This window comes from Chryseolinea lacunae (assembly GCF_016735595.1).
Lineage (GTDB): Bacteria > Bacteroidota > Bacteroidia > Cytophagales > Cyclobacteriaceae > Chryseolinea > Chryseolinea lacunae.
Genome location: NZ_JAERRB010000001.1, coordinates 411,281 through 437,646, shown reverse-complemented (window position 1 = coordinate 437,646; position 26,366 = coordinate 411,281). Strand labels below are relative to the sequence as shown.

The 26,366-nt window shown below is 49.9% G+C and carries 24 protein-coding genes; 17 read left to right on the top strand and 7 right to left on the bottom strand.

The window, feature by feature from the left end; all coding sequences use genetic code 11:
- Positions 1–130: 130 nt before the first annotated feature.
- Positions 131–2,281, bottom strand: coding sequence for a choice-of-anchor tandem repeat GloVer-containing protein (locus JI741_RS01595; RefSeq protein ID WP_202006850.1), 2,151 nt, complete (start codon positions 2,279–2,281; stop codon positions 131–133).
- Positions 2,282–2,486: 205 nt separating this feature from the next.
- On the opposite strand from JI741_RS01595, the gene JI741_RS01590 reads away from it, so the two are divergent.
- Positions 2,487–3,047 (top strand): ferritin family protein, encoded by a 561-nt coding sequence (locus JI741_RS01590; protein WP_202006849.1) that lies wholly within the window; start codon positions 2,487–2,489, stop codon positions 3,045–3,047.
- Positions 3,048–3,060: 13 nt separating this feature from the next.
- On the opposite strand, the gene JI741_RS01585 is transcribed toward JI741_RS01590, so the two are convergent.
- The 3 genes from JI741_RS01585 to JI741_RS01575 are packed head-to-tail and all read right to left on the bottom strand — an operon-like array spanning position 3,061 to position 6,235.
- Positions 3,061–3,645 (bottom strand): hypothetical protein, encoded by a 585-nt coding sequence (locus tag JI741_RS01585; RefSeq protein WP_202006848.1) that lies wholly within the window; start codon positions 3,643–3,645, stop codon positions 3,061–3,063.
- A gap of 24 nt (positions 3,646–3,669) precedes the next feature.
- Positions 3,670–4,926 (bottom strand): tetratricopeptide repeat protein, encoded by a 1,257-nt coding sequence (locus JI741_RS01580; RefSeq protein WP_202006847.1) that lies wholly within the window; start codon positions 4,924–4,926, stop codon positions 3,670–3,672.
- A gap of 1 nt (position 4,927) precedes the next feature.
- Entirely contained in the window at positions 4,928–6,235 is a 1,308-nt protein-coding gene (locus tag JI741_RS01575) for an ATP-binding protein (protein WP_202006846.1), read from the bottom strand.
- Positions 6,236–6,645: 410 nt separating this feature from the next.
- Here JI741_RS01575 and JI741_RS01570 point away from each other — a divergent pair, with 410 nt between their 5' ends.
- Together JI741_RS01570 and JI741_RS01565 are read left to right on the top strand one after the other, a co-directional pair.
- Positions 6,646–7,239 carry a Panacea domain-containing protein gene (locus JI741_RS01570; protein ID WP_202006845.1) on the top strand — a complete coding sequence of 198 codons (594 nt, stop codon included), beginning with the start codon at positions 6,646–6,648 and terminating at the stop codon, positions 7,237–7,239.
- 6 nt (positions 7,240–7,245) lie between these two features.
- Positions 7,246–7,734, top strand: coding sequence for a hypothetical protein (locus tag JI741_RS01565; RefSeq protein WP_236675827.1), 489 nt, complete (start codon positions 7,246–7,248; stop codon positions 7,732–7,734).
- A 30-nt stretch (positions 7,735–7,764) separates the two neighbouring features.
- Here JI741_RS01565 and JI741_RS32990 read toward each other — a convergent pair whose 3' ends face one another.
- Complete coding sequence (locus tag JI741_RS32990; protein WP_202006843.1) at positions 7,765–7,986, bottom strand: helix-turn-helix domain-containing protein; 222 nt, start codon at positions 7,984–7,986, stop codon at positions 7,765–7,767.
- A 116-nt stretch (positions 7,987–8,102) separates the two neighbouring features.
- Between JI741_RS32990 and JI741_RS01555 the strand changes: the two genes are divergently transcribed.
- The 5 genes from JI741_RS01555 to JI741_RS01535 all read left to right on the top strand — a co-directional run bounded on the left by JI741_RS01555 (position 8,103) and on the right by JI741_RS01535 (position 11,133).
- Positions 8,103–8,444 carry a hypothetical protein gene (locus JI741_RS01555; protein WP_202006842.1) on the top strand — a complete coding sequence of 114 codons (342 nt, stop codon included), beginning with the start codon at positions 8,103–8,105 and terminating at the stop codon, positions 8,442–8,444.
- Positions 8,445–8,614: 170 nt separating this feature from the next.
- Positions 8,615–8,794 (top strand): hypothetical protein, encoded by a 180-nt coding sequence (locus tag JI741_RS01550; RefSeq protein ID WP_202006841.1) that lies wholly within the window; start codon positions 8,615–8,617, stop codon positions 8,792–8,794.
- 445 nt (positions 8,795–9,239) lie between these two features.
- Positions 9,240–9,722: a hypothetical protein gene (locus JI741_RS01545; RefSeq protein ID WP_202006840.1), complete on the top strand. Its 483-nt coding sequence runs from the start codon at positions 9,240–9,242 to the stop codon at positions 9,720–9,722.
- A 131-nt stretch (positions 9,723–9,853) separates the two neighbouring features.
- Positions 9,854–10,081 (top strand): hypothetical protein, encoded by a 228-nt coding sequence (locus JI741_RS01540; RefSeq protein ID WP_202006839.1) that lies wholly within the window; start codon positions 9,854–9,856, stop codon positions 10,079–10,081.
- On the top strand, positions 10,078–11,133 hold the full coding sequence (locus JI741_RS01535) for an LPO_1073/Vpar_1526 family protein (protein WP_202006838.1): 1,056 nt from the start codon (positions 10,078–10,080) through the stop codon (positions 11,131–11,133). Before JI741_RS01540 ends, JI741_RS01535 begins: the two co-directional genes overlap by 4 nt.
- Before the next feature lie 15 nt (positions 11,134–11,148).
- Here the strand turns inward: JI741_RS01535 and JI741_RS01530 are convergent, their stop codons facing one another.
- A complete protein-coding gene (locus tag JI741_RS01530; protein ID WP_202006837.1) occupies positions 11,149–12,603 on the bottom strand; it encodes a P-loop ATPase, Sll1717 family in 1,455 nt (484 codons plus the stop codon).
- A gap of 366 nt (positions 12,604–12,969) precedes the next feature.
- Here JI741_RS01530 and JI741_RS01525 point away from each other — a divergent pair, with 366 nt between their 5' ends.
- Positions 12,970–13,443, top strand: a complete 474-nt coding sequence (locus JI741_RS01525) for a hypothetical protein (RefSeq protein ID WP_202006836.1) — start codon at positions 12,970–12,972, stop codon at positions 13,441–13,443.
- 14 nt (positions 13,444–13,457) lie between these two features.
- Here JI741_RS01525 and JI741_RS01520 read toward each other — a convergent pair whose 3' ends face one another.
- Entirely contained in the window at positions 13,458–14,270 is an 813-nt protein-coding gene (locus tag JI741_RS01520) for an RHS repeat domain-containing protein (protein WP_202006835.1), read from the bottom strand.
- Positions 14,271–14,524: 254 nt separating this feature from the next.
- Between JI741_RS01520 and JI741_RS01515 the strand changes: the two genes are divergently transcribed.
- From JI741_RS01515 to JI741_RS01480, 8 genes are all read left to right on the top strand, one after another.
- A complete protein-coding gene (locus JI741_RS01515) occupies positions 14,525–16,822 on the top strand; it encodes a histidine kinase dimerization/phosphoacceptor domain -containing protein (RefSeq protein ID WP_202006834.1) in 2,298 nt (765 codons plus the stop codon).
- 326 nt (positions 16,823–17,148) lie between these two features.
- Positions 17,149–19,473, top strand: coding sequence for a tetratricopeptide repeat-containing sensor histidine kinase (locus tag JI741_RS01510; RefSeq protein WP_202006833.1), 2,325 nt, complete (start codon positions 17,149–17,151; stop codon positions 19,471–19,473).
- A complete protein-coding gene (locus tag JI741_RS01505) occupies positions 19,470–21,389 on the top strand; it encodes a sigma 54-interacting transcriptional regulator (protein WP_202006832.1) in 1,920 nt (639 codons plus the stop codon). Before JI741_RS01510 ends, JI741_RS01505 begins: the two co-directional genes overlap by 4 nt.
- Positions 21,390–21,552: 163 nt before the next feature.
- On the top strand, positions 21,553–22,335 hold the full coding sequence (locus tag JI741_RS01500; RefSeq protein WP_202006831.1) for an alpha/beta hydrolase: 783 nt from the start codon (positions 21,553–21,555) through the stop codon (positions 22,333–22,335).
- A gap of 14 nt (positions 22,336–22,349) precedes the next feature.
- Positions 22,350–23,261, top strand: coding sequence for an AraC family transcriptional regulator (locus JI741_RS01495; RefSeq protein WP_202006830.1), 912 nt, complete (start codon positions 22,350–22,352; stop codon positions 23,259–23,261).
- A gap of 122 nt (positions 23,262–23,383) precedes the next feature.
- Positions 23,384–24,181 carry an alpha/beta hydrolase gene (locus JI741_RS01490; RefSeq protein ID WP_202006829.1) on the top strand — a complete coding sequence of 266 codons (798 nt, stop codon included), beginning with the start codon at positions 23,384–23,386 and terminating at the stop codon, positions 24,179–24,181.
- Between the two features lie 59 nt (positions 24,182–24,240).
- Positions 24,241–25,260 carry an alpha/beta fold hydrolase gene (locus JI741_RS01485; RefSeq protein ID WP_202006828.1) on the top strand — a complete coding sequence of 340 codons (1,020 nt, stop codon included), beginning with the start codon at positions 24,241–24,243 and terminating at the stop codon, positions 25,258–25,260.
- Positions 25,261–25,320: 60 nt separating this feature from the next.
- On the top strand, positions 25,321–26,334 hold the full coding sequence (locus JI741_RS01480) for an MBL fold metallo-hydrolase (RefSeq protein WP_202006827.1): 1,014 nt from the start codon (positions 25,321–25,323) through the stop codon (positions 26,332–26,334).
- Positions 26,335–26,366 lie beyond the last annotated feature (32 nt).

The window sequence follows — 26,366 nt, the reverse complement described above, 5'->3', positions numbered from 1 at the left end:
GTAGTGTTAAGCCCTGATGGGGACATGCGCGGCCCCCGCGGCCATGAGCGGAGCTATGAAACACAAACAAAAAAAACGCACTAACCCAACTATCTCACAACACCCTCACAAAGAGGAAATCAAAAGATCACTACCGCAACACAATTTTCTTCAACACCAAATTCTCACCCTTCCGCAACATCAAATGATACAACCCCGAAGGAAGCCCCTCAAGATTGATCGTACTCGCTTCATCATCGAAACGAACCCCCTGCGAAAAAACTAAACTTCCCATAGTGTCAAACACCGACACCTCCGCTTGTCCCCGAAGATTGTTGCTGACCTGCACATGCACCACACCCCGGCTTGGATTAGGATAGACAACAACAGCATCCTTAGCATCCACCTCCATAGCCGTGACAATAAACGACAACGATGCAAACCCTGACGACAAACATCCGTCGGCGCTAATACCGCGCACCGTGTAGGTTCCGGATTGTGTCACGTTGATCTCGGCCGTGTGTGCATTCAGCAGCACGTCGTTCAACGTCCAGGCATAGGAAGCGCTGGTGCCGATTGCTTTCAGAATATTAAAAGATGGAGCCTCAATTTTTACAGGTGCCGCCGGCAGCGCATTCACCGTCACTGTGGTGACGTTTGATGCGGGGCTTTCGCAACCGTTGCTCACGATCACACTGAACGCGCCACTTTCGCTCACTTCAATGGCGCGCGTTGTTTCACCATTCGACCATGCATATTCATGGAAGCCATCGGGTGCCGACAGCGTAACGTTCTCGCCTGCACAAAAGGTTGTGGGGCCGCTGGGCGTGATCGCGGGTTGTGACGGTTGGTTGAGTGACAGCGTGATGGTTTGTGCCACGGTGGTGCCGCATTCGTTGGTGAGCGTGCACTGCCATGTGCCCGCATCGTCCGCGTCGAACGAAGGGATGCTGAGCAGGGTAGTGGTTCGCGATGCATCCAACACACCGTTGTGTTTCCAGGTCACAGACGTGGCGTTGGTGCTGGACAGGTCGAGCGAAAATGCGGCGTCCTTGCAAATGTCGTAGGTCAGGGCTGCGGGATATTGATAGGCAGGCTTGCGACACACTTGCAACAGCGAGGGCGCAAAGCCACGGTCGTTAAAGCGCCCGGCCACGCGCGCTTCTTCGGTCACGGTGTTGTATTCAAACACGCCAAACTCGGTGACGCCATAGATTTTTCCGTTGGTGCTTGCCACAAGACCCGAAGGAAAAGTGCCCATGCCACCCACCCACGAATTCTCTATCAGGAAATTGTGCTTGTTGACAAAGGTGTTGGTGGTGAGATCAAATTCATAGAGGATGCCGCCTCCGGAGGGCAGGTTGGGTTCGGGCACCCCACCACCATGGGCCGTGCCATAGAGCTTGCCGTTCTTGCCCACCACCAGCGACGAGGGTTCGTAGGCATAAACACCTCCCGCAAAATCGTGCAGCTTGGTGTAGGTGTTGGCCGCGATGTTGTATTCGAAGATCACGCCCTTGTTGTTGACACCACCCAGTTGTGTGGTGGAGTAGAGTTTGCCACTCACTTCGGCAAAACGGCCGTTGTAAATAAAGCCCGCATCCACAAGACAACTGCTTTTGTGACGTATGGTGAGCGCGTTGGTAGCCGGCTTCACCTGAATGATGGACCCCATGTTCGGGTTAGGAATAGGACAGCTTGAGTTGGTGGGGCTTGCGGCATACAGATTTCCATCGGCGGCTTTATAGAACGCTTCGGCGAGGCGGTTGTGAAGCGTGCTGTTGGTGGTGCCTCCCTGATAGAGCGGCAAATCGAAAGGATGGCCAAACACGCCGGTGTTGATGTTATATGAAAACACATACTGCCCTTGCTGCAACAAGCCGTAGAGCAAGCCCGGCGAAACTTCGGTGAGGCCTGGAACCCCTTCGGCACGCGGCGTGAAAACGTTGGGGAAGTTTGTGTTGTCGGGACCAAAGCGCGCCACCACGCGAAAGCGATCAGTGTCGAGGTCATACTCAAAAAAGGTTCCGCCTCCAAATGCGCCAGCACCGGGCCGTCCGCCTGAGGCGGCAAGACCGTAGAGCTTGTTGTTGCTGGCCAGCAGCAGCGCGCCAATGTTCTCGCCATCTACGGCGCTTTCGAAACTATGAATGATTTCCAGGTTGTTGCCAATGGAGTCGGTCTTGAAGATGAAGCCGTTTTGGTGGGCGCCTCCCGAACTGGTGGTGCCCCAGAATTGCTTTTGGGCGTGGGTAACAGCGATCGAGAAAACGAGCAGGAGCGAGAGTAGAGCTTTGCGCATAGGGTTGGCGTAACGTTTTTGCGTGTATGGATGGGGATAGCGGCAAAAAGGTAAACGCGAGCAAAGGAATTTTGCAGGCCTGGGATGGCCACAGGTTGGATGGTGGCCCGTAGCTGGGAAAACAGCCCCTCTCATAACAAAAACGCATGGTTCATATCAATTGCCGGATTACCTTTATGGCCGTACCCTTTAACATACGATAGCCATGCAGCTTCAGGCCGAACTTGTTGATCTATTGAAAAAAGCTTACTCCGCCGAAAAGGCCGCCGCATTTGCCTATCAGGGACATGCCGGCTCGGTGAAGGATGCCAATCAGAAAAAGGAGATCCACCAGATCGAGATTGACGAATGGAACCACCGGAAGGAAGTGCTCAGCATCATGCAGCAATACAACATTCCCGTTTCAAAGCGCTATGAGTTTCGTTTTCACGTGATCGGAAAGATTATATCCGCAAGCTGCTATGTGATCGGATGGTTTATGCCGTTCTATTTTGCTGGCCGGCTGGAAAGCGGCAACGTGTGTGAATATTTTCGGATGAAACAGTTTTTCAACCAGGTGGGCATCCACACGCACGACCAGTTGCTATACGACATGGGCATCAAGGAAAAGGAACATGAAGTGTACTTCCTCGAGAAGATAAAAACCAATAAGCTGCTTCCGCTCTTCGAAAAACTGTTCTCCTGGGGAAAAGAAAATCCCTTCAACAATATAGATCTCGATAAAAAATATCCCGTCGAGAAATCGGACGGCTATTGCAGAAAGTAAACGCATTCCACAATCACTGCGGCCTCGTTCCAAAGCTTGTCTTCACAGCCCACACCACCAGCACAACGATGGCCAGTCCGAACAGGATCTTTGCCAGCAACTCGAATGCGTCAAGCAAAAAGATTCCATTTTCTGAAATTGCTTTTTGTTGCTCCAGATTTTTGATGAGCGACATGTTCAGCTTTACATAGAGGCTATCCAATCGCTGCCTGAAGGCAAAGCTGTAGTCGGGCGAGGTCGAATCGAAAGCATGCTCGCGGAAGGCAATGCTGCGCCCGAGCGAGTCTACGGCCAACGCCATCTGCTCCTTGTCCAGCGAACCCGTGCGTAACATTGTTTTTGTGTCCTCGCTCAATTCGTAGGGGTTGTCGAGGTTGCCCTGGGGTTTCAAATGCCGTAGCGAATCGTATAGTTCGATTTTGTTGCGAATGGTTTTGAGGGAGTCCACCTGGTGGTCTACAATGGCGAGCGATTGCCCAAGCTCGGTCAGCTCGGTCTGGCTATTGTTGTAGAGATAGGACGTCGCGATTTTCAGTATAAAATAACATGCGGCCAGTAGCAGTATCAGCTTGCCGGGGTTGAAGGAGAAGTGTTTCAAAAAGTTTGCTTTGAATAGACTAGACTACTTCTTCCCCGCACTAATCATCAGATAATTTGCAGCCCACTGAAAGCCGATAAAGCCTATCAAAAACACGGGCGTCATCACATTAAACATCTCGCCGGTCTGGAATGTGAGGGCTATCGCCGCAAGGCCAACCGCTGCCATCACCACGGCATAGATCAGCAGCGCGTGTTTATATTTAGAGGGGGCGAACATGGAGCCGAAGGGCAGCATCATGGCGAGGCCAAAGGCGGCAATGGTCAGAAGTTTGTCGTCTTTCAAAATGAAGTAGGAGAGAAGTCCTGCAATGCACACCAGCAGGCTGATGCCCACAAAGTTTGAGCTCATCTTTTCGTTTTTGTCGAGCAGAAAATTGCCATAGCGGTTCAGGCGCAGAAAGAGGTTGCCAATCGGGTTCATAATCCACGTGCTGAATGCCAGCAGCGACAGCACCACCACGATCGGCATCAGATAGGGACGCAGCGTGTCGTTGCTGTTGGCGATGCCTTTCAAAAACTTCACGCCAAAATAGAAACCGAAAATCACACCCCACTGATATTTCGACGTCATGTTGCCCATCCAGAACGAATATTTCAGGAACAATCTGTACACGGGGTTGCTCGCCTTCAGTGCCTCTACCATGCCAGCTTGCGCGAGCATGAAGTTGGGATCGATCTTTAGCGACTCTTTGAAATGCTCCAATGCTTTTTTGTGGTCACCTTTCTCCAGCAAACCCCAGCCATAGTTGGCATGCGTGAAGGCGTTGTTGGGATCTTCGCGCAGCGCGCCTTCAATGGTGTTGAACGAATCTTCTTTGCGGTTCAGCTTCAGCAGCGCGGTGCTGCGGATGTTGAGGCCCAACAGATTTTCGGCATCCCGTTCGAGCGCTTTGTTGGCCAGGTTCAGGGCGTCGTCATATTGTTTGCGGTCCAGTTTAATGCTGGCGTGAAAAGCGTAGTAGTCGGCGTCGTTGGGGTCTATGGCGAGGGCGTGGGCGATGTCCTGTTCGGCGTCGTCGTAGCGGTCTTGCTGGATGTCGATGCGTGCGCGGATGTAGAACAGGTGGTCGGCGTCGGGGGCGATGCCGATGGCGTTGTTCACAATGGCAAGGGCTTCGTCTAGCTGATCCTGGAGAAGTTTGGCCTCGGCCAGCAACGACAGCAACATGATGTTGTTCGGATCTTCGGTGAGATAAATTCTGAGATGGCGTTCGGCCTCTGCGTATTTCTTTTGTTGAATCAGGATGCTGATTCTCGATATTTTGCTGCTATCTGTCATGTCACTTTTTGATTTTTAGGTAGGCGAGGATGTCGTCATAGAGCCCGGCGTCGTTGGCAAACATGGCGAAATTTTTGGCGGTCATAAACCACTCTTGTGTGCTGGGCTTGTGTTTTTTGATGGCGTTCAAAAGGTCTTTGGTGTCGAGGGGCTTGGGCACACCGTCTGCAAACGACGACTCCAGTTTCAACTCGATGGCGATGTCGATGATGGCGTCGATGTCGGCACCGGAATAGTTTTCGATTTTCTTTGCCAGCTGGCCATAGTCAATAGCATCGATGGGTCTGTCTTTAAGTTTCAGTTGCAAAATGGCATTGCGCGACGCCTCGTCGGGCGGTGGCACAAAGATGATGCGGTCGAAGCGGCCCGGGCGACGAAACGCCGGGTCAACATTCCACGGTGTGTTGGTGGCGCCGAGAATGAGCACGCCCTCGTTGTTATTGTTGATGCCGTCAAGCTCTTGCAAAAACTGGTTGATGAGGTGGCGCCCGCTCGACTGTTTCATGTCGGTGCGGCTGGCACCCAGTGCGTCAATTTCGTCGATGAACAAAACGCAGGGCGCATTGCGGCGGGCAAGCTCAAAAATTTCGTGCAGGTTTTTCTCGCTGTTGCCAATCCACATGTCGAGAATGTCGTTGAGGCCCACGTTAATGAACTTGGCGTTCACCTGCCCTGCGGTGGCCTTGGCCAGATAGGTTTTGCCACAGCCGGGAGGGCCATAGAGCAGAATGCCGCCACCCACTTTTTTGCCATAGGCCTTGTAGAGGTCGGGGTGCAACAGCGGCTTGATGATTTTGAGTTCGATTTCTTTTTTCACCGCCTCCATGCCACCCACATCGGCAAAGTTGATGGAGGGCTTTTGCAGAAAGCGGCCGTCATATTCTTCAATGTCTTCGGGCTCTTCGGTGGGGCGCTTCATGCGCAGCTCGCGGTCGAGCTCTTCGTCCACATAGCGCGAGTCAACGGCCAGCACTTTTTTGTAGGTGGCCATGGCCTTTTCAAGCTCACCTTCTTTGAGCAGCGCCTTGGCATAGAGCGTGAGCGTTTGCAGGTCGGCCTGGTGGCTTTCAATCACCTCTTCGAGAATGACGTTGCAGGCGGAGTAGTTCCCCTTTTTGAAAAACACGGTGGCCAGCCCCACACGCGCCTTGGTGTCGCCCGTGATTTTGAGCAATTGAGAATATTCGGCCTCCGCTTCGTCGAGCCGGTTCATCGACAAAAGCGTCTCGGCGAGCAACGTGCGCAACGGTACATTTTCGGGCGAGTGCTTGAGGGCTTCTTTGAGGCTTTCTATGGTGCTGTCGTTCATGGGCAGTGGTGTGTGTTTGCTGATGGAATCAACGTTTCGGAAGATTCGGAATTTCGGGGTTTAAGGTAATGATTTTATGTGGAGTGCGGGCCGTTGCTTGGTAAGATTTTGAGGTGTGGCACTAAACATGGGGGGTCAATGCCTGGAAAGTTGTTGTTGTGATGTGCGGACTTAAAAAAAAATAATAATTTTTTTTGTGCGTTGGAGGAATTGCGTTGGAGACTGTATGTGTTGGTATGTTGTGCTTAAGCGTTTTGTAAAAACCGGAAAGCGTTGGTTTGGTGTTGGTGGATGAGGTGTTGTGGGGTGTGATGTTGTGGGAAGATGGGGAGGTTGAAATTGACAAGCCAGAAAAAAAATAGTAAGCTTGTGGTGTTGTTTTGATTGTGAGAGACAACCACCTTAACGTTATGAAAAAACACGCCAACGAAATTTCCCTCCCAAATCTCGATAAGATTGGAAACCTCATCATCTACATTGTTGATGGCGTGAAGAAAAAACATCACCAGAAAGTTTACCTCACCAAACTGTTGAAGTTGCTTTATATTATAGACGAAACTTCGGTGAAGGAAACCGGCACGCCCGTGACGGGGCTCGACTATCGGGTTTGGAAAATGGGACCTGTAGCCTACTCTGTATATAAAGACCTGGTGCACGATGAAGCCGAAATGCTGTCGTCGTTTGCCGAAGTGAAGAAAGGTGATGCCGAACAAAAGCAGATCGTGGCCAAAAACAGTTTTGACGATGCTGAGTTTTCTGACTTTGAAATGGGACTTATTGATCGCGTGCTCGGTGCCTATGGTCACTATCAAAGCGATGCCCTGATCGCTTTGCTGCACGAAGACGGAAGCCTTTGGCGGAAGATTGTGAACGAAAAGCATCTCGACGAAGCCTTTGCCAAAGAAAACACATCGCCCTATTCCATAGACCTGTCGCAACTGATCGCCGGCGATCCTCACAAACTGGAACTTTTCAAAAACGCTCAAGAATCGCTCAACCTCTGACACGTTGTGTTTGCACCACCCAACATTCTTCTGATTCAAAATTTTGATTTTGAACGCCATGGAGTCGCCCCCAAGACCAAGTTTCTGATTGTGCTTCTGCAAACAAACACCGATGCCATCATAGCTCCCCTCACAACATCGCAAGACTACGTTCCCGATCACTACAAAACAAAGCGCTGCATCAAAGACGATGCAGGGTGCATTCATTGCTACTACATTCCAAAGCAGGTTGTGATTGGCCAAAATGGCTTTTCGTTTGCAAAGGACACCTACGTGCACATCAATCCTCTGAATCTGAAAAAACGAAGCATCGCGAACTTGCGACAGAAGTACGAACTCACGGCCGCTGCCGCACTGAAAGACGCGCTGACCGACAGCGAATACAGCGACTTTCTCTATTGCCTCTACAAAAGCCAACACGTGCCCCGGGGCGTGCGAAAAACAATGGAGCCTATTATTGAACGCATTGAAAAAAATCGTCAGCCTCAAAACTGACGTTTAGTTTTCTGCTGACCAGTCTATTGATTATCCAATTCCTTTCAGGAAATCCTGCATCGTCACTCCGAAATAGTTGCAAATCCTGCTTAAGGTAGTGATGGAAATGTCCCTGTGTTCTGATTCTATCCTAGCGATGTGAATGCCTGTGTCTGAAAGGAATTGAGATTGAGAAATGCCCCGCTGCTCCCGGATTTTCTTGATTTTAGCGACCACTTTTTCTACTAGTTCAGTATCCTTATTGCCAGCCATGAGGGTATTTAAGAACCAGCAAACTCAAGAAATTCTCCTCCTGAGTCCATTACCGAGTGGTAAGTATTTGTTATCTTGCTTTCGACCCCGTTAAGTAGAACCAAACACTTTGACTGATGAAACGCAGAACCAGCGACCGCCCTCTGGTGAAAATCACCAAGAAAACAGAAACGCTCCTCTATCTCTTGCGCGAAGAATTGAAATGCCGAAAGCTCTTCGCCATGCTCGAACCAGCAGGCTTCAACGACAACAACTTCCAACCACACCTCGACGAACTCATTCTCCGAAACCTCGGCATCAGCCCGTGCAGCGACGACGCCTTTGTTCGCTACAGCACCATTCTCGACAAACACGCCAAAAGATTGACGGACAACACGCGCACCATCGCCAAGCGCACCCTCAAAGCCTACATTGAACTGATGAACGAACGCGAAAGCTTGATCGCATCAAAGCATTAGCAACAGCCCAATGCAACACCGATCCAACCCGCATGGATAGCGCGACCGGTTCCGTCCATACCCAGTTGGGTTCATAAGCGAACCGGGTTGGTTCCGAACTGAACTGGGTGAGCTCCGAACTGAATCGGGCGAGTTCCGAACTGAACCCGGTGAGCTCCGAACTGAACTAGGTGAGTTCTGAACTGAACTGGGTAAGCTCCGAGCTGAATCGGGTGAGCTTAGAACTGAACCGTGTGAGCTCCGAGCTGACTCGGCTGAGCTCCGAACTGAACCGGGTGAGCTCAGAGCTGAACCGTGTCAGTTATTTTCTGAGCGGGTTTGCTTCCGAAGTGAACCCGCTCATTTGTTAAGAGTCAAGATGTCAGCTTCGCGCTACACCTGGTTAGCATCAGTTAGCAATTCGCGGAGTTCCGAACTGAACTGGTTCAGTTCAGAGCTCAGTCAGTTCAGTTCGCAACATGACACAGTCAGTTAGGAACTCGCTCGGCTGAGTTCGAGCCGGCCCAGTTTCGACAGGGAAGTCAACCGGGTAAGCTCGGAACACACACCGTTTAGTGCGAAGCGCCGCGGGTTCGGTTTGAAGGCCAAGTATTGAGAAGCCTCCCTCCGTGGTTTCGAAAATCAGGACATACCGTGAGTTAAAGAAGAGGATAGCCAACGATATTTCGTTGGCACGAACGAAATATCGTTGGCCCAAAAATGGAAAACTGTGAATGCGCGCTGGAAATCAAGAAAAAAAAGCGGCACAGACTTTGGCAAAGGGGTTGGCATAAACAACTTAAAACCAAAAATTTTATGTACCAGAACCTTTCAGTATCCATCGCTCAAGCCGACGTAGACGCCGTGTTTGCAGCCATCGCCACGTTAGAAGAAAAGCTCCCTTTTCTTATCACGCTGGAATCTCAGGAGCGCCGTGCCATCACCAAACTTGGGTCGCGCAGCGCCGACTTTGTTAAGGATGCCCTCGAAGCCGTGATCGCCTTGCCCACGGTAGTGCCCAGCAGTTTCAACATCGAAGAATTTAAAAAAGACGCCGCCCTCTTCGAATTCCTGTCGCGCATCAAATTCAAACTCGACATCCTGTGCGAAAAAGTGGACCACACCCACATGGCATCCGGAAACGAAGCCATGACATCGGCATTGGAAACCTATTCTTATGTGAGAACAGCCAGCAAGAGAACTCCGGGTCTTCAGAGCGTGGCTGATAAATTACAGGACAGGTTTAGGAAACAGGGACGGCGGAGGAACGGGGATGTGAGTTCGGATGCGCCGAAGTAGTGCACTGCTTGGGTGTTTGTTGGAGAAGGGCCGTGAGGCCCTTTCTTTATTGTTTAGAGTAAGCTTGAAATAGTGCTATTTTTACTTCATGGAAAGCCGTCACTTGGCAGTACGCTTAATAAAAAAAAATCATGAAGCTCTTCTTTATCCTATTGAATCTTATCGCGCTGGCATTTTCTGTTTTGTGGCTTTACAACAGCCGAGATTGGGAGCCATTAATAACAGCAATTGGTTTAGTTGGTACTTTGATTGCACAATTTTTTACTGGCAAAAAAACAAAGTCTGGAATGAGGCAAAGAGGTGGAAGAAATTCCAAGAACTATCAAGCAGGGGGTGATATTAACATCAATGGAAAATGATCAATGATAAGAACCAAACCCAAGAAGGGGGAAATAGTTCAACTAATTTTCAGGGTGGAACTATCGTAGTTAACAACGGGCTTAGCTATAAAGAGGCAAAAGAGATAGCTCAAGACGTGTTCAATGCAAATTTTCTTGAACTATCGACAAAGGCCGCAGCGGTTTCGCACAAGAGAGCCGAGGAATTAGTCGAATGTTTTTTGGAGGAATTAAAGAAAGCCGCCCCTGAGAACATCAACACAGTGGAAGATCCGGGTATGCAATTTGCCCTTTATAATGCGCAGGTGAACTATGCAAAAACGGGGGACAGAGATTTGGCCGATCTTTTAGTAAAGATGTTGATAGATCGGAGCTATCAAAAGCAACGAAATTTTCATCAAATAGTACTTGATGAAAGCCTCAACACAGTCGCCAAACTAACTACGGATCAAGTAAATACTCTGACGGTTGTTTTTGTGCTTAAATACACGTCGAACAAAAAAGTTAAGAGTCCAAATGAGCTATGTGAGATGTTAACAAAAATGATTTCTCCCTTTGCCTTTTGTCTAAAATCGAATAGTTCTTTATACCAGCATTTGGAGTTTTCTGCATGTGCTTCGGTAACTATCATGACTCAGGAAATTGGAGAAATTCTAAGAGCTAGTTATGGAGGCCTTTTTCAAAGAGGTTTATCAAAGGAGGAGATTGAGGCCAAGTTGCAAGAAAACCTTAGCTCTTATCCGGAGCTAATTCGCCAGTCATACAGAGATGAATCTCTGTTCCAGATTAACGCCTTAAATGACCGTGATTTGGAGAGCTATTGCGCAAAGAATGGGATTGAAGGAGTGGTGTTGGCAAAATTAAAAGCTTTTTTTCAGGCAAATACTTTTGATAATTCAGTGATCGAACAAGAGTTTTTAATGTTGCCTGGATTTGAGATTCTATTTGATGTCTGGAAAAATAGCTCTCTGAGTACATTGGATTTGACTACCGTGGGCATGGCTATCGGCCAAGCCAACCTAAAGGCAAAAGCCGGAATTTCAATTGAACTTGACTCTTGGTTTGGAGTATAATCCAAGAGAATGTGTTTACATCGAAAGTTCCTCACGAAGACCTAGATGAATAACTAGTTGTTTTCCGAAATCCAATTCTGCCTTATGATCTCGATGTGCCCAAGTGTAGTACTCTTTATTTTTATACGCGTTATGCCATTTGTTGCCGATAACATTGAATTTAAAGAAGAGAACTAAGAGTTTGTCCAACTCGATTTTTGGATAATGTACCCTCTGGCTAGCATAGTAATCTTTTAGCTCAGTGTACATAAAGAAGTACCTATTGTAGTTTTTCAAAAGTCTTAACCCTTGATCAATTTCTTCACTTTCGAGATGACCAGACATTTCGTTACGAATCTCATCAATGAAGTATTCTGAGTATTTGTTTTTCATTTCTAAGAAACCTTTCCATCCAAAATACCTTGATGATGGATAGCGCGTTATGATGAGATTTAAGAATGTGACAAGGTCCCTTGGGCGGAAAAGAGTTCGTTCGAGCATGAATCTCTCCGGCTTTACGCCATTGATGTGCTGAGGAAAAAGCTGGTTGAATACTTCAATATCTTCAAACTGATCTAAATATCTATTCGAGCGTTTGGCTTTCTGAATCAAAAGACTAATTAGGGGGGATGCGGCGCTAACTTTTTCTCCCCAAGTAATTTCGATTGAGTTTGATAACTTTATCTTGTTCAAATCAGTGTCATTCAGAATAGAGAATATATCAGATCGAATTAATAGAATAATTTTAGCGTCAAGGTTTTTTTCAACTAGTGTACAATTGATGCTGTCGGCAGACTTTATCAAGCTAATAATTGAATTCTTGTAGAATATGTCATTTTGAAATCTATCGTCGAGTTCATCAAAAAATATGGTGTGGCGACTTTTTGATGTGGATAAAAGCTTGAGAAGGACACGTTCTAGATCCTCAAGATACGACAAGTATGAACTTTCACTATGTGTTGATTCAGAGCTCAGTTCACCGCCAAGGGCCAAAATTGACTTTAATATTGACCCATTTATTTTTCTTGTTTTTGTTAGTTCAACAACTTTTTTACTATCAATATCAATGGAGTAATAGTTTTCTTTGAAAAAGGTTTCAAGTTTAGCCAAATTCTCCTTGTCTTGGATTCCATTGTCTTGAAGAATTTGTTTGGAGAGTTCAACAAGTATAATCCATCGCCATATGGCCGAATATTCATTCGGGGCAATGTCATTCGTTTTTAGATGAACCAATTCATGAAATCTGAAATCTTTAAATGATTTGATGTCGCAAAACCACAGGGCATTAATTTTTGACTGCTTCTTTATATATTGAGCAAGGATTGTTTTCCCAGACCCTTTTTGTCCAAGGATTAGATATTTTTCCGGTTTAAGAACTTCGTCATACATGTTATTGTAATCAATGAAATATTTTTCAAAGTCGCTTTTGTATAGGGCTTCTTTTTTTCCGTCGTTAACGCCAATGTAAATGTCTGATATTTTGAAATCCATAATTTAAATCCTAGTTTATTGATAACATCATGTTTTTCTTTTGAATTACGATTATATGTTCGGAAGTGGAGCTGATCCTGTCGGGCGCTGATTTTTGAAGAGTATAGCAGTTTTGACAACTGATTGCATGTTATGATTAGTATTGATAGGAAAGCCGAATACTGCGTGCCATGGGGGTACGCTGATAATTTGATTCCAGGTGGGCTAGCGATCGAGTGGATCAGGTGGGGCAGGGAATCTTGAATCTAAAATATGTATTCTCGCAATCATTGTCAAGACCGCGTCGCAACCCCTTCTGTTCACATTAATTTGCCAGCATTAAGAAAGTAATGACTATACTAGCGGCAAAATTCCCAATATCTGAAAGTGATCAAAAAAGGAGAGTTCACAGAATTTCTAAAATTCGGATGGGGACTAGCCGGAGTTGGCCTAGATCAAAAAACTGAAGTCGCTCAGAAAACACTTGGCGAACCCATCTCCATCGTGGGTGAAGAACGGTATGGGTTTTATGAATACGACCAAGGGCTAAGGATCGGTTATATGAATGGCGAGATTGATGAGGTCGGCATTGTTTTCTTCGGAAAGAAAAACATCGTGTTTGATCTTGATCTGAACAACGTCGACGCAATAAACACAGTAACCGAAAAGACGACGATTCATGAGTTCATCAAATTCCTCAACGTGGTCGGCATCAAATGGAGAAGTTATGACGAGGCCAATTTGAACGTGTTTTGCATCATCACGAAAGGCAACGCATTTGTTTTGTTTGATCTTGAGACAGGTTGCATCACAAGAGCCATGGTAGTGAGAGCGAACATTCGCTTCTCGGATGCGCGGTGATCTTACAACCCCGATCACTTACACTCATACCCCCACCTCACCGTCTCCCTCCCACCATCACCGTTCACAAGCATCACTATCGGATATCCCGAATCATTATACTGATACGCAAACGTCCTCACCTCGTACCCGCCATTGTCAAGGCGCACAGTTTCTTGCGTAACGTTGCGTGCGCTTCCGGCGGGTAGCCTAAGGATGGTCATCGAATAGTCGCCCTGCGCGCCGTTTGGGATGAGCAGTTGGTCGAAGGTGATTTTAGTATCCGGATTTTTTTTGGTGTCGAAGGTTGTGTAGGCGTGGGTTAGTACTTCGGAGGTTGAGGTGGTTTTGGTGTGTTGGCTAATCATGTTTCCGCTGGCGTCGTAGGTGAAGCGGTGTGTTGTGCCGGCTTGGTCTGTTGTGGTTGCGAGTTGGCCGCTAGCGCTGTAGTGGTAAACAAATTGCCAGAGTTCCTGAAAGGATGCCTGTGTGTCTGTTCGCGTGTATACAGTGCCTGTCACGGGCCTGGTGCCGTCGTATGCATATTCGATGTAGGCATTCCCCTGGAGTAGTTTCACGATGCGGTTTTGGGCGTCGTATTGGATGGAGCACGTCACCGTGGCGTTGCCCGAGGGTGTGTAAGTTAGTGTGATGGGAAGACCTTGGCCGTTGCGCGCGACGGTGTTTTCTGATGCGGCGGAGCGTTCGGTTTTCACGAGGCAGGTTTTGGGTGTGACGGTGCCGCCTCCGGGGTTGGGTTGGTTTTGTGGGTCGGGGTCATGGCTGCAGCAGACAAGCGTCATGAAAAAAAGAACGGAAAGAGATTTCGAAAACCAGTCGTTTGCCATCGGTTGTGCCTTTCTGTTTTGAAAACGTGCTGGCAAAAGTGGCGTTTTTCCTATGATTATTCCCCATGCTTCAAAATGGCAATTTGCCGCTGGAGTATCCCGAATTTCCGTTAGCATAACGCAAGGTTTGGGTTGAGCGGGCTACCATCCGGTGCAATGGGTTGAAAAAAACTTTCAAAGCCGCATTTGTTATCCGTTCTTTAACACTCAAATCCCTACTGTTGATGTGCCAAAAGGTGACGCAACTTCATGCCATGCCACGAGTCTGCCTCATCGTGTTCTTTTTGTTTGGCATGTTGCTGGCGGTGTGCGGCCAGAATAAGGAGTCAAAGGCCGATGCCGAAATGGTGGAGAAGCTCCGGCGCAGCAAGCCCGACACCGGGCGTGTGAGGTTGTTAAACCAGATAGGCGAAGTCCACCTCAACGTTTCGCGTCGCAGCGAAAAAGATCTTCAGCGCGCCGTTTACTATTTGCGCAAGGCCGTCCAACTCAGCGACTCGCTTCCGGCGCACGCCGGCTGGCGGAAACTCGACAGTCATTGTCTTCTGGGCGAGGCCTTGATCGCGAGCAAACAGATTGATGAGGCCGAAGGTGTGTTCAATAGCATAACAAAGGCACAGCATGCGTTGGGTGATGTGGAGGGCGAGGCCGAAACCTGGTTCAGAAAGGCCAATGCACTCATGAACGTGGAGCTTGAGTGGGAAGAGACCGATTCAAGCTATGCGCGCGCCGCGCGGTTGTATCACAGCGTGTGCAACTTCAGTGATGAGATAGAAGTGCGGTTGGAAATGGCCGATGCGCATTCGCGATGGGGACACAATGCACTTGCAGAGCGCGAATTTCTGAGCCTCATCAATCTGTCGCGTCAACACGAATGTGTTCATTTGTCGCATGCCTGCTATTTGCTGTCAGCCTTGCACCGCTATATGGGCAATTTCAACAAGGGCCTTACCTATGCCATGGAAGCTCTGAAAGTTATGCACGACACCGGCGACACCACCGGTGCGGCCACGTGCTATGGTGAACTCGGACTTCAATACCAGGAGTTGAACCGGCCGGCCGAAAGTGAATTCTACTATAAAAAGTGTCTCGCCGTGCGCGAGAAGATGCACGTCCAACAATTCATCATCTACCGCACCGCGTCGCTGCTGGTTACCGAACTCATCAAACAAAAGAAGACGCGCGAAGCCTTGCGTTTGCTGGAAGGGCTGAAAGAAAGAAATCCGCCCAACGGTCCGTCCGAGGCAGCCACCATGGCTCAAAGCCTGGCCTATTGTTATGCCGACCTCGGCGACTATGCTCTCGCCGAAAAGAACTTCATGGCCATGGTGCGCGGCTATCGCGAAGGCGAATGGAATTCGGAAGTGATTTTGATCGGCGACTATGATGTGGGAAAGTTCTATGTCGATCGTAAACAATTCACAAAAGCAGAGCCCTTTCTTCAGCATGCGTTGAAGGAGGCTTTCACCACTTCCATGTCGCGGCGAAAAGATATACACTACATGCTCTTCAAAACCGACTCGGCCGGTGGCCGGTTTGCCCACGCGCTTCACCACTTTCAGCAATACAAATTGCTGAACGATACCATCTTCGATGAAGTGAAGAGCCGGCAAATCGAAGAACTGCACATTCAATATCAAACCGAACAGAAGGATGCCGACATCCGTCTCAAAGACGACAACATTGCGTTGCTCACGCGGCAAAGTCAATTGCAGGACGCCACGCTGTTGCAGGCGCGCGTGATCCGCAATCTTACTCTGGGTGCGTTGGCGTTGCTGGCGCTGGTGTTGGGGTTGGTCTATAATCAAAACCGGATCAAGCAGCGCGCAAACCTGCGGCTCGAACGTCAGCAGGAAGAAATCAATCAGACAAACTTTTCGTTGCAACTGCTGGTGAACGAAAAAGACTGGCTGGTGCGCGAAATCCATCACCGTGTCAAAAACAATTTTCACATGGTGATGGGGCTGCTGGGCACGCAAGCCGCATACCTGCAAAGCGAAGAGGCGTTGCGTGCGCTGGTCGACAGTCAGCATCGCATACACACGATGTCGCTCATCCATCAGAAACTCTATCAAACCGAAAACCTCTCGGCCATTGCCATGACCGACTACATCCACGAACTGGTGGAGTATCTGAAAGACAGCTTCGACACCAGACACATTCGCTTTGTGGTGTCCAGCGAACGCCTCGATCTTGATTTCTCGCATTCGTTGCCCATCGGCCTGATTTTGAACGAAGCCATCACCAACGCCATCAAATTTGCATTTCCCGGCCAGCGCGAGGGCACCATCAACCTAAGCCTGCGACACCTGTCTATCCACGAGTTGTGTCTCACCATTGCCGACGATGGTGTTGGGCTTCCACCGGGTTTTGAAACGCAGAAAGTCAGCATGGGCATCAACCTGATGCGGGGCTTGACCGAAGACATCAGCGGCGTGTTTTCAATGGAAAGTCATCTGGGCACTACCATCCGCGTCACCTTTCCTTACCAGGAAACGGCATCAAAAATTGCTACGGTAACAGGCGCGAAGGCTACATCGGTGAGTCACTAGTCTTTTGACAATTCCACTGCGAAAACGTCGGCCCATGGCGGCACATCATTGCAAACGACTGCGAGCATCTTGTTTATTAAAAATAAATATTGTGTTGTTCCCTATGGTGTGCCAGGCGTTTTCAAATTGTGTGCCATAGCTTTAGATCATTAAGCATCAGAATTTTACACAAGGCTAAGCAAAAGAGCCACCGCGATATTTCGCGGTTTGCGATAAACATCGGGAGGGAGAGTGGGGTTGGGAGTGTGACACCAGGGCTGTTGGCGAAAAAAAATTTCCAAAGCACGTCGTCTTGTCCGTTCTTTAACTATCCAATTCCCTCTTTCATGCGCCAAACGGTGACTGAATTTAACGGCATAGTGCGTACCTGCCTGGTCTTTTTCTGTTCGATTGGCCTGCTGGCATCGGCCTATGCGCAACCTAAATTACACGATGCGACTGCGGGGCTGGTGCAAAAACTCCGACAGAGCAAACCGGACACAAGCCGGTTGAGGTTGCTCAATACCCTCGGCGAAATCTATCTCCGAAACTCACGACTCAGCGACGAGAACACCCATGTGGCCATCCAATACCTGCAAACGGCCGTGCAGCTCAGCGACTCGCTTCACGAACAAACCGGAGGGCATAGATACGATAGTCATCGTCTGTTGGGTGAGGCATTCAACCGAAGCAGGGAGTTTGATAAATCGGAAGCCATGTTTAGCCGGATCGTGCGCGAGCAACATGCCCTTGGTGACCTGGGTGGAGAAGCCGCCACCTGGTTCCGGAAAGCCATGAGCCTCTCCGACATGGAGACCGACCCGGTGAGGATCGACACGGCCTTTGGACATGCCGTGAGGCTGTATCATAGCATTGGCAATTATAACCGGGAGATTGAGGCACGCCTGGAAATGGCCGATGCCCACTCGCGCTGGGGAGACTATGACCATGCTGAACAGGAATTTCTGGATGTCATTGAACTGTCACGTGAACACGAGTGTGTGCAGTTGCCGTATGCCTATTATCTGCTGGCCGTAGTGTATCGCTACAGTGGCAATCTGAACAAAGGTCTTGGTTTTGCTATGGACGCACTCAAAGCCATGCACGACACCGGAGACACCACACGTTCGTCCTTGTGCTATGGCGAGCTTGGTCTTCTTTATCAGGAACTGAATCAGCCAGCCCAAAGTGAGTTCTACTATAAAAAATGTCTGGCCACACGTGAGAAGAGAAATGTGAGGCAATATGTAATCTACCGCACGGCGTCGCTGCTGGTGACGGAGCTCATCAAACAAAAGAAGTCACGCGAAGCCCTGACTTTGCTGTTGGGGCTAAAGGAACGAAATCCTCCCGCGGGTTCTCCCGAGGCGGCCATCATGGCCCAAAGCCTTGCCAATTGTTATGCCGATCTTGGAGACTACGACAGGGCCGAGAAAAATTTCATGGACATGACGCGTCGCTATCGCGAAAGCGAGTGGAGCAGCGAGGTGATTATGATCGGCGAGTATGACGTGGGAAAATTTTATGTAGACCACCGTCAATTCAAAAAAGCCGAGCCCTATCTCCGGCATGCACTAACGTTGGTGGCTGGCACATCCATGGCGAGGCACAAAGACATCCACTACATGCTTTTCAAGGCCGACTCTGCCGCCGGTCGGTTTTTGAGTGCCATTCATCATTTTCAACAATACAAATTGTTGAACGATACCATTTTTGATGCGGCGAAAAGCAGGCAGATCGAAGAGTTGCACGTGCAGTATCAAATCGAAAAGAAGGACGAAGACATACGGCTGAAAGACGAAAACATTTCCCTGCTTACCCAACAAAGCAAACTGCAGGACGCCACGTTGCTGCAGGCGCGCGTGATCCGAAACCTGACACTGGGCGCGTTGGCATTGCTGGTGCTGGTGTTGGGGTTGGTCTACAATCAAAATCGTGTGAAGCAACGCACCAACCTGCGGCTTGAACAACAACAAAGAGAAATTAACCAGAAGAATTTTTCGCTGCAATTGCTGGTGAACGAAAAGGACTGGCTGGTGCGCGAAATTCACCACCGGGTAAAAAACAATTTTCACATGGTGGTGGGATTGCTGGGAACACAAACGGCCTACCTGCGCAGCGAAGAAGCCCTGCGTGCGCTGGCCGACAGTCAGCACCGGATACACACCATGTCGCTCATTCACCAAAAGCTCTACCAGTCAGAAAACCTCTCGGCCGTGGTGATGGCCGACTACATTCACGAGCTGGTGTCGTATCTGAAAGACAGTTTCGACACCCGGCATATCCGGTTTGTGGTGACAAGCGAACGTCTTGATCTTGACTTTTCACATTCCCTGCCCATCGGCCTGATTCTGAACGAAGCCATCACCAACGCCATCAAGTATGCATTTCCCGACGGACGCGAGGGCACCATCAACATAAGCCTGCGCCACATGTCGGCCAACAAAATGTGTCTCTCTATTGCCGACGACGGTGTGGGACTGCCCGGGGATTTTAATACACAAAACACCACCATGGGCGTGAACCTGATGCGGGGCCTGAGCGAAGACATCAGTGGTGTTTTTTCTATGGAGACGCATCAGGGCACCATCATTAGTGTGACCTTTGCCTATGAGGCGCCGTCACTAAAAAAGAATACAGTAGCAACAAATCACGTTAACGGATCGCTATGAAAGAGAAAATATTGATCGTGGAAGATCAGTTTGTAGAAGCCGACTACCTGCGGCTTCTGCTCACCAAAGCCGGCTATGAAGTGTGCGACCTTGCGCGCTCCGTAGAGCAGGCGCTGAACATTATTGCCCGGCAGGCGCCCAACATTGTGTTGTTGGATATCTTTCTGAAAGATGAGCGCACGGGCATAGAGCTGGCCATCGAACTCAAGCAACGAAACATTCCGTTTGTCTATTTGTCGGCCAACTCAAACGAAGAAGTGTTGTCGCAGGCAAAGGCCACGCAGCCTTATGGTTTTTTGGTGAAGCCTTTTCGTGAAAAAGATCTGTTGGTGACGCTGGAGATTGCCCGCTACCGGCATGAGTATAGTTTGGAATCGCAGTTCAGAAAAGAGTCGGTTTTGCAGGAACAGCTGGCGGGCATTCTGACGGGTGAAGGATCGTGGGAACAAAAGCTGCTGGCACTGGGCGGACTCATTCAACCCTATTTCCCCTTCGACTTTTTGGGTGCTGGTCTCAATCGCTTGACCGACCGGTCCACGGCGTTGAGTTTCTTGCGTGTTGGGTTTGATGAATATCAAACACTGGGTGTGAACGAACTTTCCATTGTCACACAGACCAGCACGCATCAGTTGGTGCAGTTGTGTGGCATGAGCAGGGTAGACAGTCGTGCCACGATCTATGATGAGCAGGATGTGTATGAAGCCGACAGCACGATGGCATTCAAACAAACGGTTTTTAAAACGTTTGGCATGCAGTCGCACCTCACCGTGCCGCTGCGTTTGTTTAGTGGCGAAGTGTTCACGTTTTGTTTTTATAGCCGTCGTCCGTTTGCCTATGATGCAGAACATGTTTTGCTGGCCGGGCGACTGGAGAGTCATTGGGCACGGAGTCTGCAGGAAGCGTTGTCGAAAGTGAACGCCACGGCCGCGGTGTCGCCGGCGTTGACGAATGCCAACGTGGGGCATGCGTTCACAAACATTGTGGGCAGGAGTCACTTGTTGTTGAATGTGTTGGATCACGTGTCGATCGTTGGGCCGTCAGACACGGCGGTGCTTATTCTTGGCGAGAGCGGCACGGGCAAAGAAGGAATTGCCGATGCCGTTCACACGCTGTCGGCGCGGCACCGCAAGGCGTTTGTGAAAGTGAATTGCGCGGCGTTGCCGCTCACACTCATCGAGTCGGAATTGTTTGGTCACGAGAAAGGATCGTTTACCGGGGCCACCGAACGGCGCATCGGCAAGTTTGAGCAGGCCGATGGTGGCACTATTTTCCTGGATGAGGTTGGCGAGTTGCCGCTGGAATTTCAGGTGAAGTTGCTGCGTGTGCTACAAGAAAAGGAAGTGGAGCGCATCGGTTCGCGCACGGCCATTAAAGTAGACGTGCGCATCATTGCGGCCACCAACCGTAACCTGGAGAAAGAAGTGGCCGAAGGTCGCTTCCGGTTGGACCTTTACTACCGGCTCAACGTGTTTCCCATTGTGCTATCGCCGCTGCGCCAACGCGCGGAAGATATTCCTGCATTGACCTCGTATTTCATTGCGCGCTACAACCAGAAGAGTGGCAAGCGCATTACCGGATTTTCCGAGAAGGCCTTTCAGAAGCTGATGAATTATGGCTGGCCCGGCAACATTCGCGAGCTGGAACACCTCATCGAGCGAAGCATCTTGCTGGCGCCCGGGCTGGTGATCGATGATGTGGCGTTGCCTCAGGCCGGTAGCCCTCACGCCGCCACTGTGGACGACACACGCATAAAAACCATCCATGAAATGGAGCGCGATCACATCCTCGCCGTGTTGAAGAAATGCAACGGCAAAGTGTGGGGGCCGGGTGCTGCGGCCGAGATGCTCAACATTCCGCCATCCACGTTGAAATCAAAAATGAAAAAGCTGGGCATCCGCCGCGAGTACATCGACTAACCATGTCGAACGTTGGCTGGTGTAGCCGTTGTATTTCGCGGTTCGTCGACGACACACCGCGAAATGTCGCGGTGGTCCGCGGAACCCAGTGGCCGGCAACGTGTGAAAAGCTTGATTGATCGATTGGCACTCCTTTGGGGTAGTATGCTGCCAAACATGCAGCATGAAAACCCCTCCCTCCAAAACCATTGTCTTTATTACCGGAGCTTTTATCACGCACCTTTGCTGGGATAACTGGATTCCGCATTTCGAAAGCCAGGGCTATAAAGTGATTGTGCCCCAGTGGCCAAACAAGACTGACGATGCAGAAGCGATGCGCAATGCGCATCCTAACCCTGCAGTGGCCAGCACGCGGCTGGCCGCGCTCACCGATTATTTTGCCGGCATTGTTAGTCAGCAACAGGAGAAGCCCATTCTTATCGGACATTCCATTGGCGGCCTCATTGTGCAGTTGCTGGTGCAGCGCGAGCTCGCAGCGCTGGGTGTGGCCATTCACTCTGTTCCGCCGCAGGGCCTAATCACATTCAACCTGTCGTTTCTGAAAGCCGGATGGGGGCCGCTTGGATTTTTCACGCCGGTGAAAGTTCCCTTCCTCATGTCGTTCAAACAATGGCAGTTTGCTTTCACCAACGGCATGTCGATGGAAGAACAAACACAAACTTACTACAAGCTGGCCACACCCGAATCGAAACTGCTGGTGCGCGACACCATCACCGCAGCGGCAAAGGTAGACTTCGGCAAGGCACATGCACCTTTGCTTTTCCTGGCTGGTGCAAAAGACCATACCATTCCGGCGTCGCTCAACTATAGCAACTATAAAAAATATACTGAAATCAGTTCGGTAACAGACTATAAGCTGTTCGAGTCTGCCAATCACGCTGTGCTGGTGCAGGCGTGCTGGAAAGAAAAAGCAACCTACATTCTGAACTGGATAAAAAGACAATAATCTGAATTCAACCTATGGAAAAAGATCTCTTGACTCCAATTGACATTCAGGACGACAATTTCCTGAATATCTACACGCTTCCTTCCATCGGGCACGCATGGCCCGCGGATGGAAAGCTTACCAATTTTGAAATCCTCTGGTTAACCGAAGGCGCCACCGTGCACGAGGTGAACGGGCTTCACCATGCGATGCGCAAAGATAGCGTGTTTTGTGGCTCGCCCGGGCAGGTTCATCAACTTCGGCAAACGGCCGGTATGAAGGCCGTGGTGATTTCGTTTCGCGATTCGTTTTTGCGCGAAGGCATCGACGATGTGTCGGGGGTGTATGACAGCGAGCTCTTCGAAATGTTCTCGAGCCTGGCGGCCATTCCCCTCCAGCCCGACATCGCCAGCGAGATGCACGACATCGTGGAAAAGATGATTCGCGAAGCAAACGGACGACAGTCGCTGAAGCATGAATTTCTGCGCCGCTACCTCAAGATATTTTTGCTGCACGTGTTCCGGCAGTTTGAGCAGGTGTCTGTGAAATCGTCGCGCGTGACGGGTCATGTTTTGGTGCGCAAGTTTATGGCGGCCATCGAAAAAGATTTCAAGCAGAAGAAGTCGGTGATGGAATATGCCGCACAACTCTATGTGTCGCCTAACTATCTCAACGAAGTGGTGAAACGTGTGTCGGGTTTTTCGGCAGGCTATCACATCCGGCAACGCATCATTCAGGAAGCCAAACGCAGGGCCAAATATTCCGACAGCAACATGAAAGAGGTGGCCTATGAGCTGGGCTTCGAAACGCCTGCGCATTTCAGTAAATTTTTCAAGCACTACGCAGGAATAAATTTTTCTTCCTTCAAACAGATTGGTGCGTCGCTTTCGTCGGCGACCAGAAATGCATCCGATGGTCTTCGTGCGCAGGTTGTGGTGGCACGGTAGAATATACAAAGCATACCCTGTTTTGGTAGTGGACCTTCGCGTGCTTCGGCAATAGTTTTACACGGCATTAAATACACAAAAAGAAAATTCAAGTATTATTTCATCAACCCAAACCTATGAATATGAAAACTAAAAAATTACAGCATGCAGGCTTGTCGAGCCTGCTAACCATTGCAATGTTTTTCGGTGCTGTGGCCATGAGCGCGCCCGCAAATGCACAAACCCAAACCAGTGCCAAGAACGTGGTCATTGTTCACGGTGCGTTTGCCGATGCTTCGGGCTGGGAAAGTGTGTATAAGATATTGGTGCGCCACGGCTTCACGGTGACGCTGGTACAAAATCCGCTTACATCCCTGGAAGATGATGTGGCCGCCACCGAGCGCGCCCTCGACAAACAGGATGGCCCGACGGTGTTGGTTGGGCATTCGTGGGGTGGCACAGTGATCACACAGGCAGGCAATTCGTCGAAGGTGACAAGCCTTGTTTATGTGGCCGCCTTCGCGCCCGACGCGGGCGAGTCAACGCTTGACCTGGTGAAGACCTCCCCGCCCGCTCCTGAGAATGGCATCATGAACCCCGACGACAAAGGCCTTATCTATTACGACAAGGCAAAATTTCACGCAGGCTTTGCCGCCGATGTGAGCAAGGAGAAAGCAGACTTCATGTATGCCTCGCACGCACCCATTAACGTGAAGGCATTCATCACGCCCGTGACACAACCCGCCTGGAAAACAAAACCGTCGTTTGCCATCGTGGCCACCGACGACAAGAGCATCAGCCCCGTGATAGAACGAACCATGTATAAGCGAACAGGTTCTGTGGTGACAGAGCTCAAAGGCAGCCACGTAATCTTCATGTCGCAACCCGAAGCGGTGGCCAAGGTGATTGAAGCCGCCGCCAAAGCTTCGGCAAAACCTTAATCGTTGTGCCTACACGGCTGACAAAACCAATCTCTTTTTAATTCTAAAACAAAAATCAAATGACGTATACATACACCCCCCAACCTAAACCCAACGCCAGCATCACGCGCGTTGCAGGCATCTTTCCTGTTCTTTTCCTATTCCTGATGAGTGCTTGCGGCCCGAAGCCTGAAAGTGCGCCGGTCGAAGAAAAACCGGCTGTGGCTGTCAACGCCGATGCTGCGCTGAAACCTGCATCGCCCCCCGCGAACTTCGAACATAAAACGGCGCTGGTGAACGGCGTCAACATTCACTACGTCATTGGTGGGCAAGGTGAGCCGCTGGTGTTGGTGCATGGCTTTGGTCAGAACTGGTACATGTGGAATCGCCTGCTGCCGGAGCTGTCGAAATATTTCACAGTGATCGCACCCGACCTCCGTGGCGTGGGCGAATCGGACAAGCCCGACAGTGGCTACGACAAAAAGAACATGGCCGTAGACGTTCACGAGTTGGTGAAGTCGTTGGGCTACACCAGCGTGAACCTCGCGGGTCACGACATCGGCCTGATGGTGGCCTATGCCTATGCCGCACAGTTCCCCACCGAAGTGAAGAAGCTTGCGTTGATGGATGCGTTGCTGCCCGGTGTTGAACCCGTGTGGTCGCAGGTGAAAGGATCGGCGTGGTGGTTTGGCTTCTTTGCCATGCCCGTGTCGGGCGAATTGGTGGCCGGACAAGAGCGCACCTTCCTCACCGCCTTCTGGCCTGTGGTGGGTCACGTGAACGACGCGTTCACCAAAGACGAAGTGGATGAATTTGTGAGAGCCTATGCACAATCGGGTGGAACCACCGGAAGCTTCCATTGGTTTGGCGCCTTCAGCCAGGACGCGATCGACAATCAACAACTCATGAAAACAAAACTCAAGATGCCGGTGGTGACATTGGGTTCAGAATATTTTGCCGCCCCCTTTCTCGAAACACACACCAAGCTGGTGGCTGAAAATGTGAAGGGCGTGGCCATCAAAAATTCAGGTCACTGGATTGTGCAGGAACAAACCGAACAAACACTCACCGCCCTGAAAGAATTCTTCCTTGCAAAATAGGAAACACATCGGGCGAAGAATTCTCTTTCGCCCGATGCTAACTAAAAAGAAACGGACATCATGAAAACGATATTGATTTCATTCACCTTGCTGCTTGCCGGAAGTTTGCTCGCTGCGCTCCCCGCCCGTGCGCAAATGCCCATGCCGCCCAAGGTTCCCATCTGGGATGCCAACACCGTGGAGCTCAAACTCCAGAAGCTGGCCGACGATGTGTATGCCATCCTGCCCACCACCGTTGACACCGAAACGGCAAAGGGAATTCCGCAAGCCACTACCGGCGGGTTTGTGGTGGGCGACAAGGGCGTGTTGCTCATCGAGACCATGCTCACAAAGCGGTTGTTCGATCAGCAGATGAAACTTGTGCGCTCCGTCACCGCGAAACCCATTCTCTATGCCGTGAACACCAGCGACCACGGCGACCATTGCTTCACAAACTATTTGCTGCCCTCGTCAACAATCATCATTCAAAACGAATTTGCAAAAGAAAATCTCTCGAAAAATTTTGAATACATCAAACAATTTATGGTGATGTTGTTTGGTACGGGTCGCGAAATAGAGAAGGCCGTGTATCGCCCGGCCGATATCACACTGGCTAAAAACAACAATCTGAAAATAGATCTGGGCAACGGTAAGGTGGTGGAGTTTTTGAACGGTGGCACAGCCCAGTCGCCTGCCGATCTTTTTGTGTGGTTGCCATCGTCGAAAGTTTTCTGGGCGGGCAATCCGTTCATTGGCGAGAGCCCGACCATTCCGTGGTTGTTCGATGGCTTCTTTCTGGAACCCGCCGACAACCTGAAAAAGATGTATGACTTTCTGCCCAGCGACGCCATTGTTGTTCCCGGCCACGGACGCATCACCACAAAGGCCGGCATCAAATACACCATCGACTATGTGGAAGCTTTGAAGAAACAGGTTACAGAAGCCGTGGACAAAGGACTGACTTTGGAACAAACGCTTCAGTCGGTCACGCTTAAAGAATATGACAAAGGCTACGTGCTGTTTCATTGGCTTCACGACAACTTCAATCTTCCCAATGCCTACAAAGACATTCACGCCGTGCGGCTGAAAAAATAGCAGGGCAACATTTCTCGTTCACGCTCAAATCA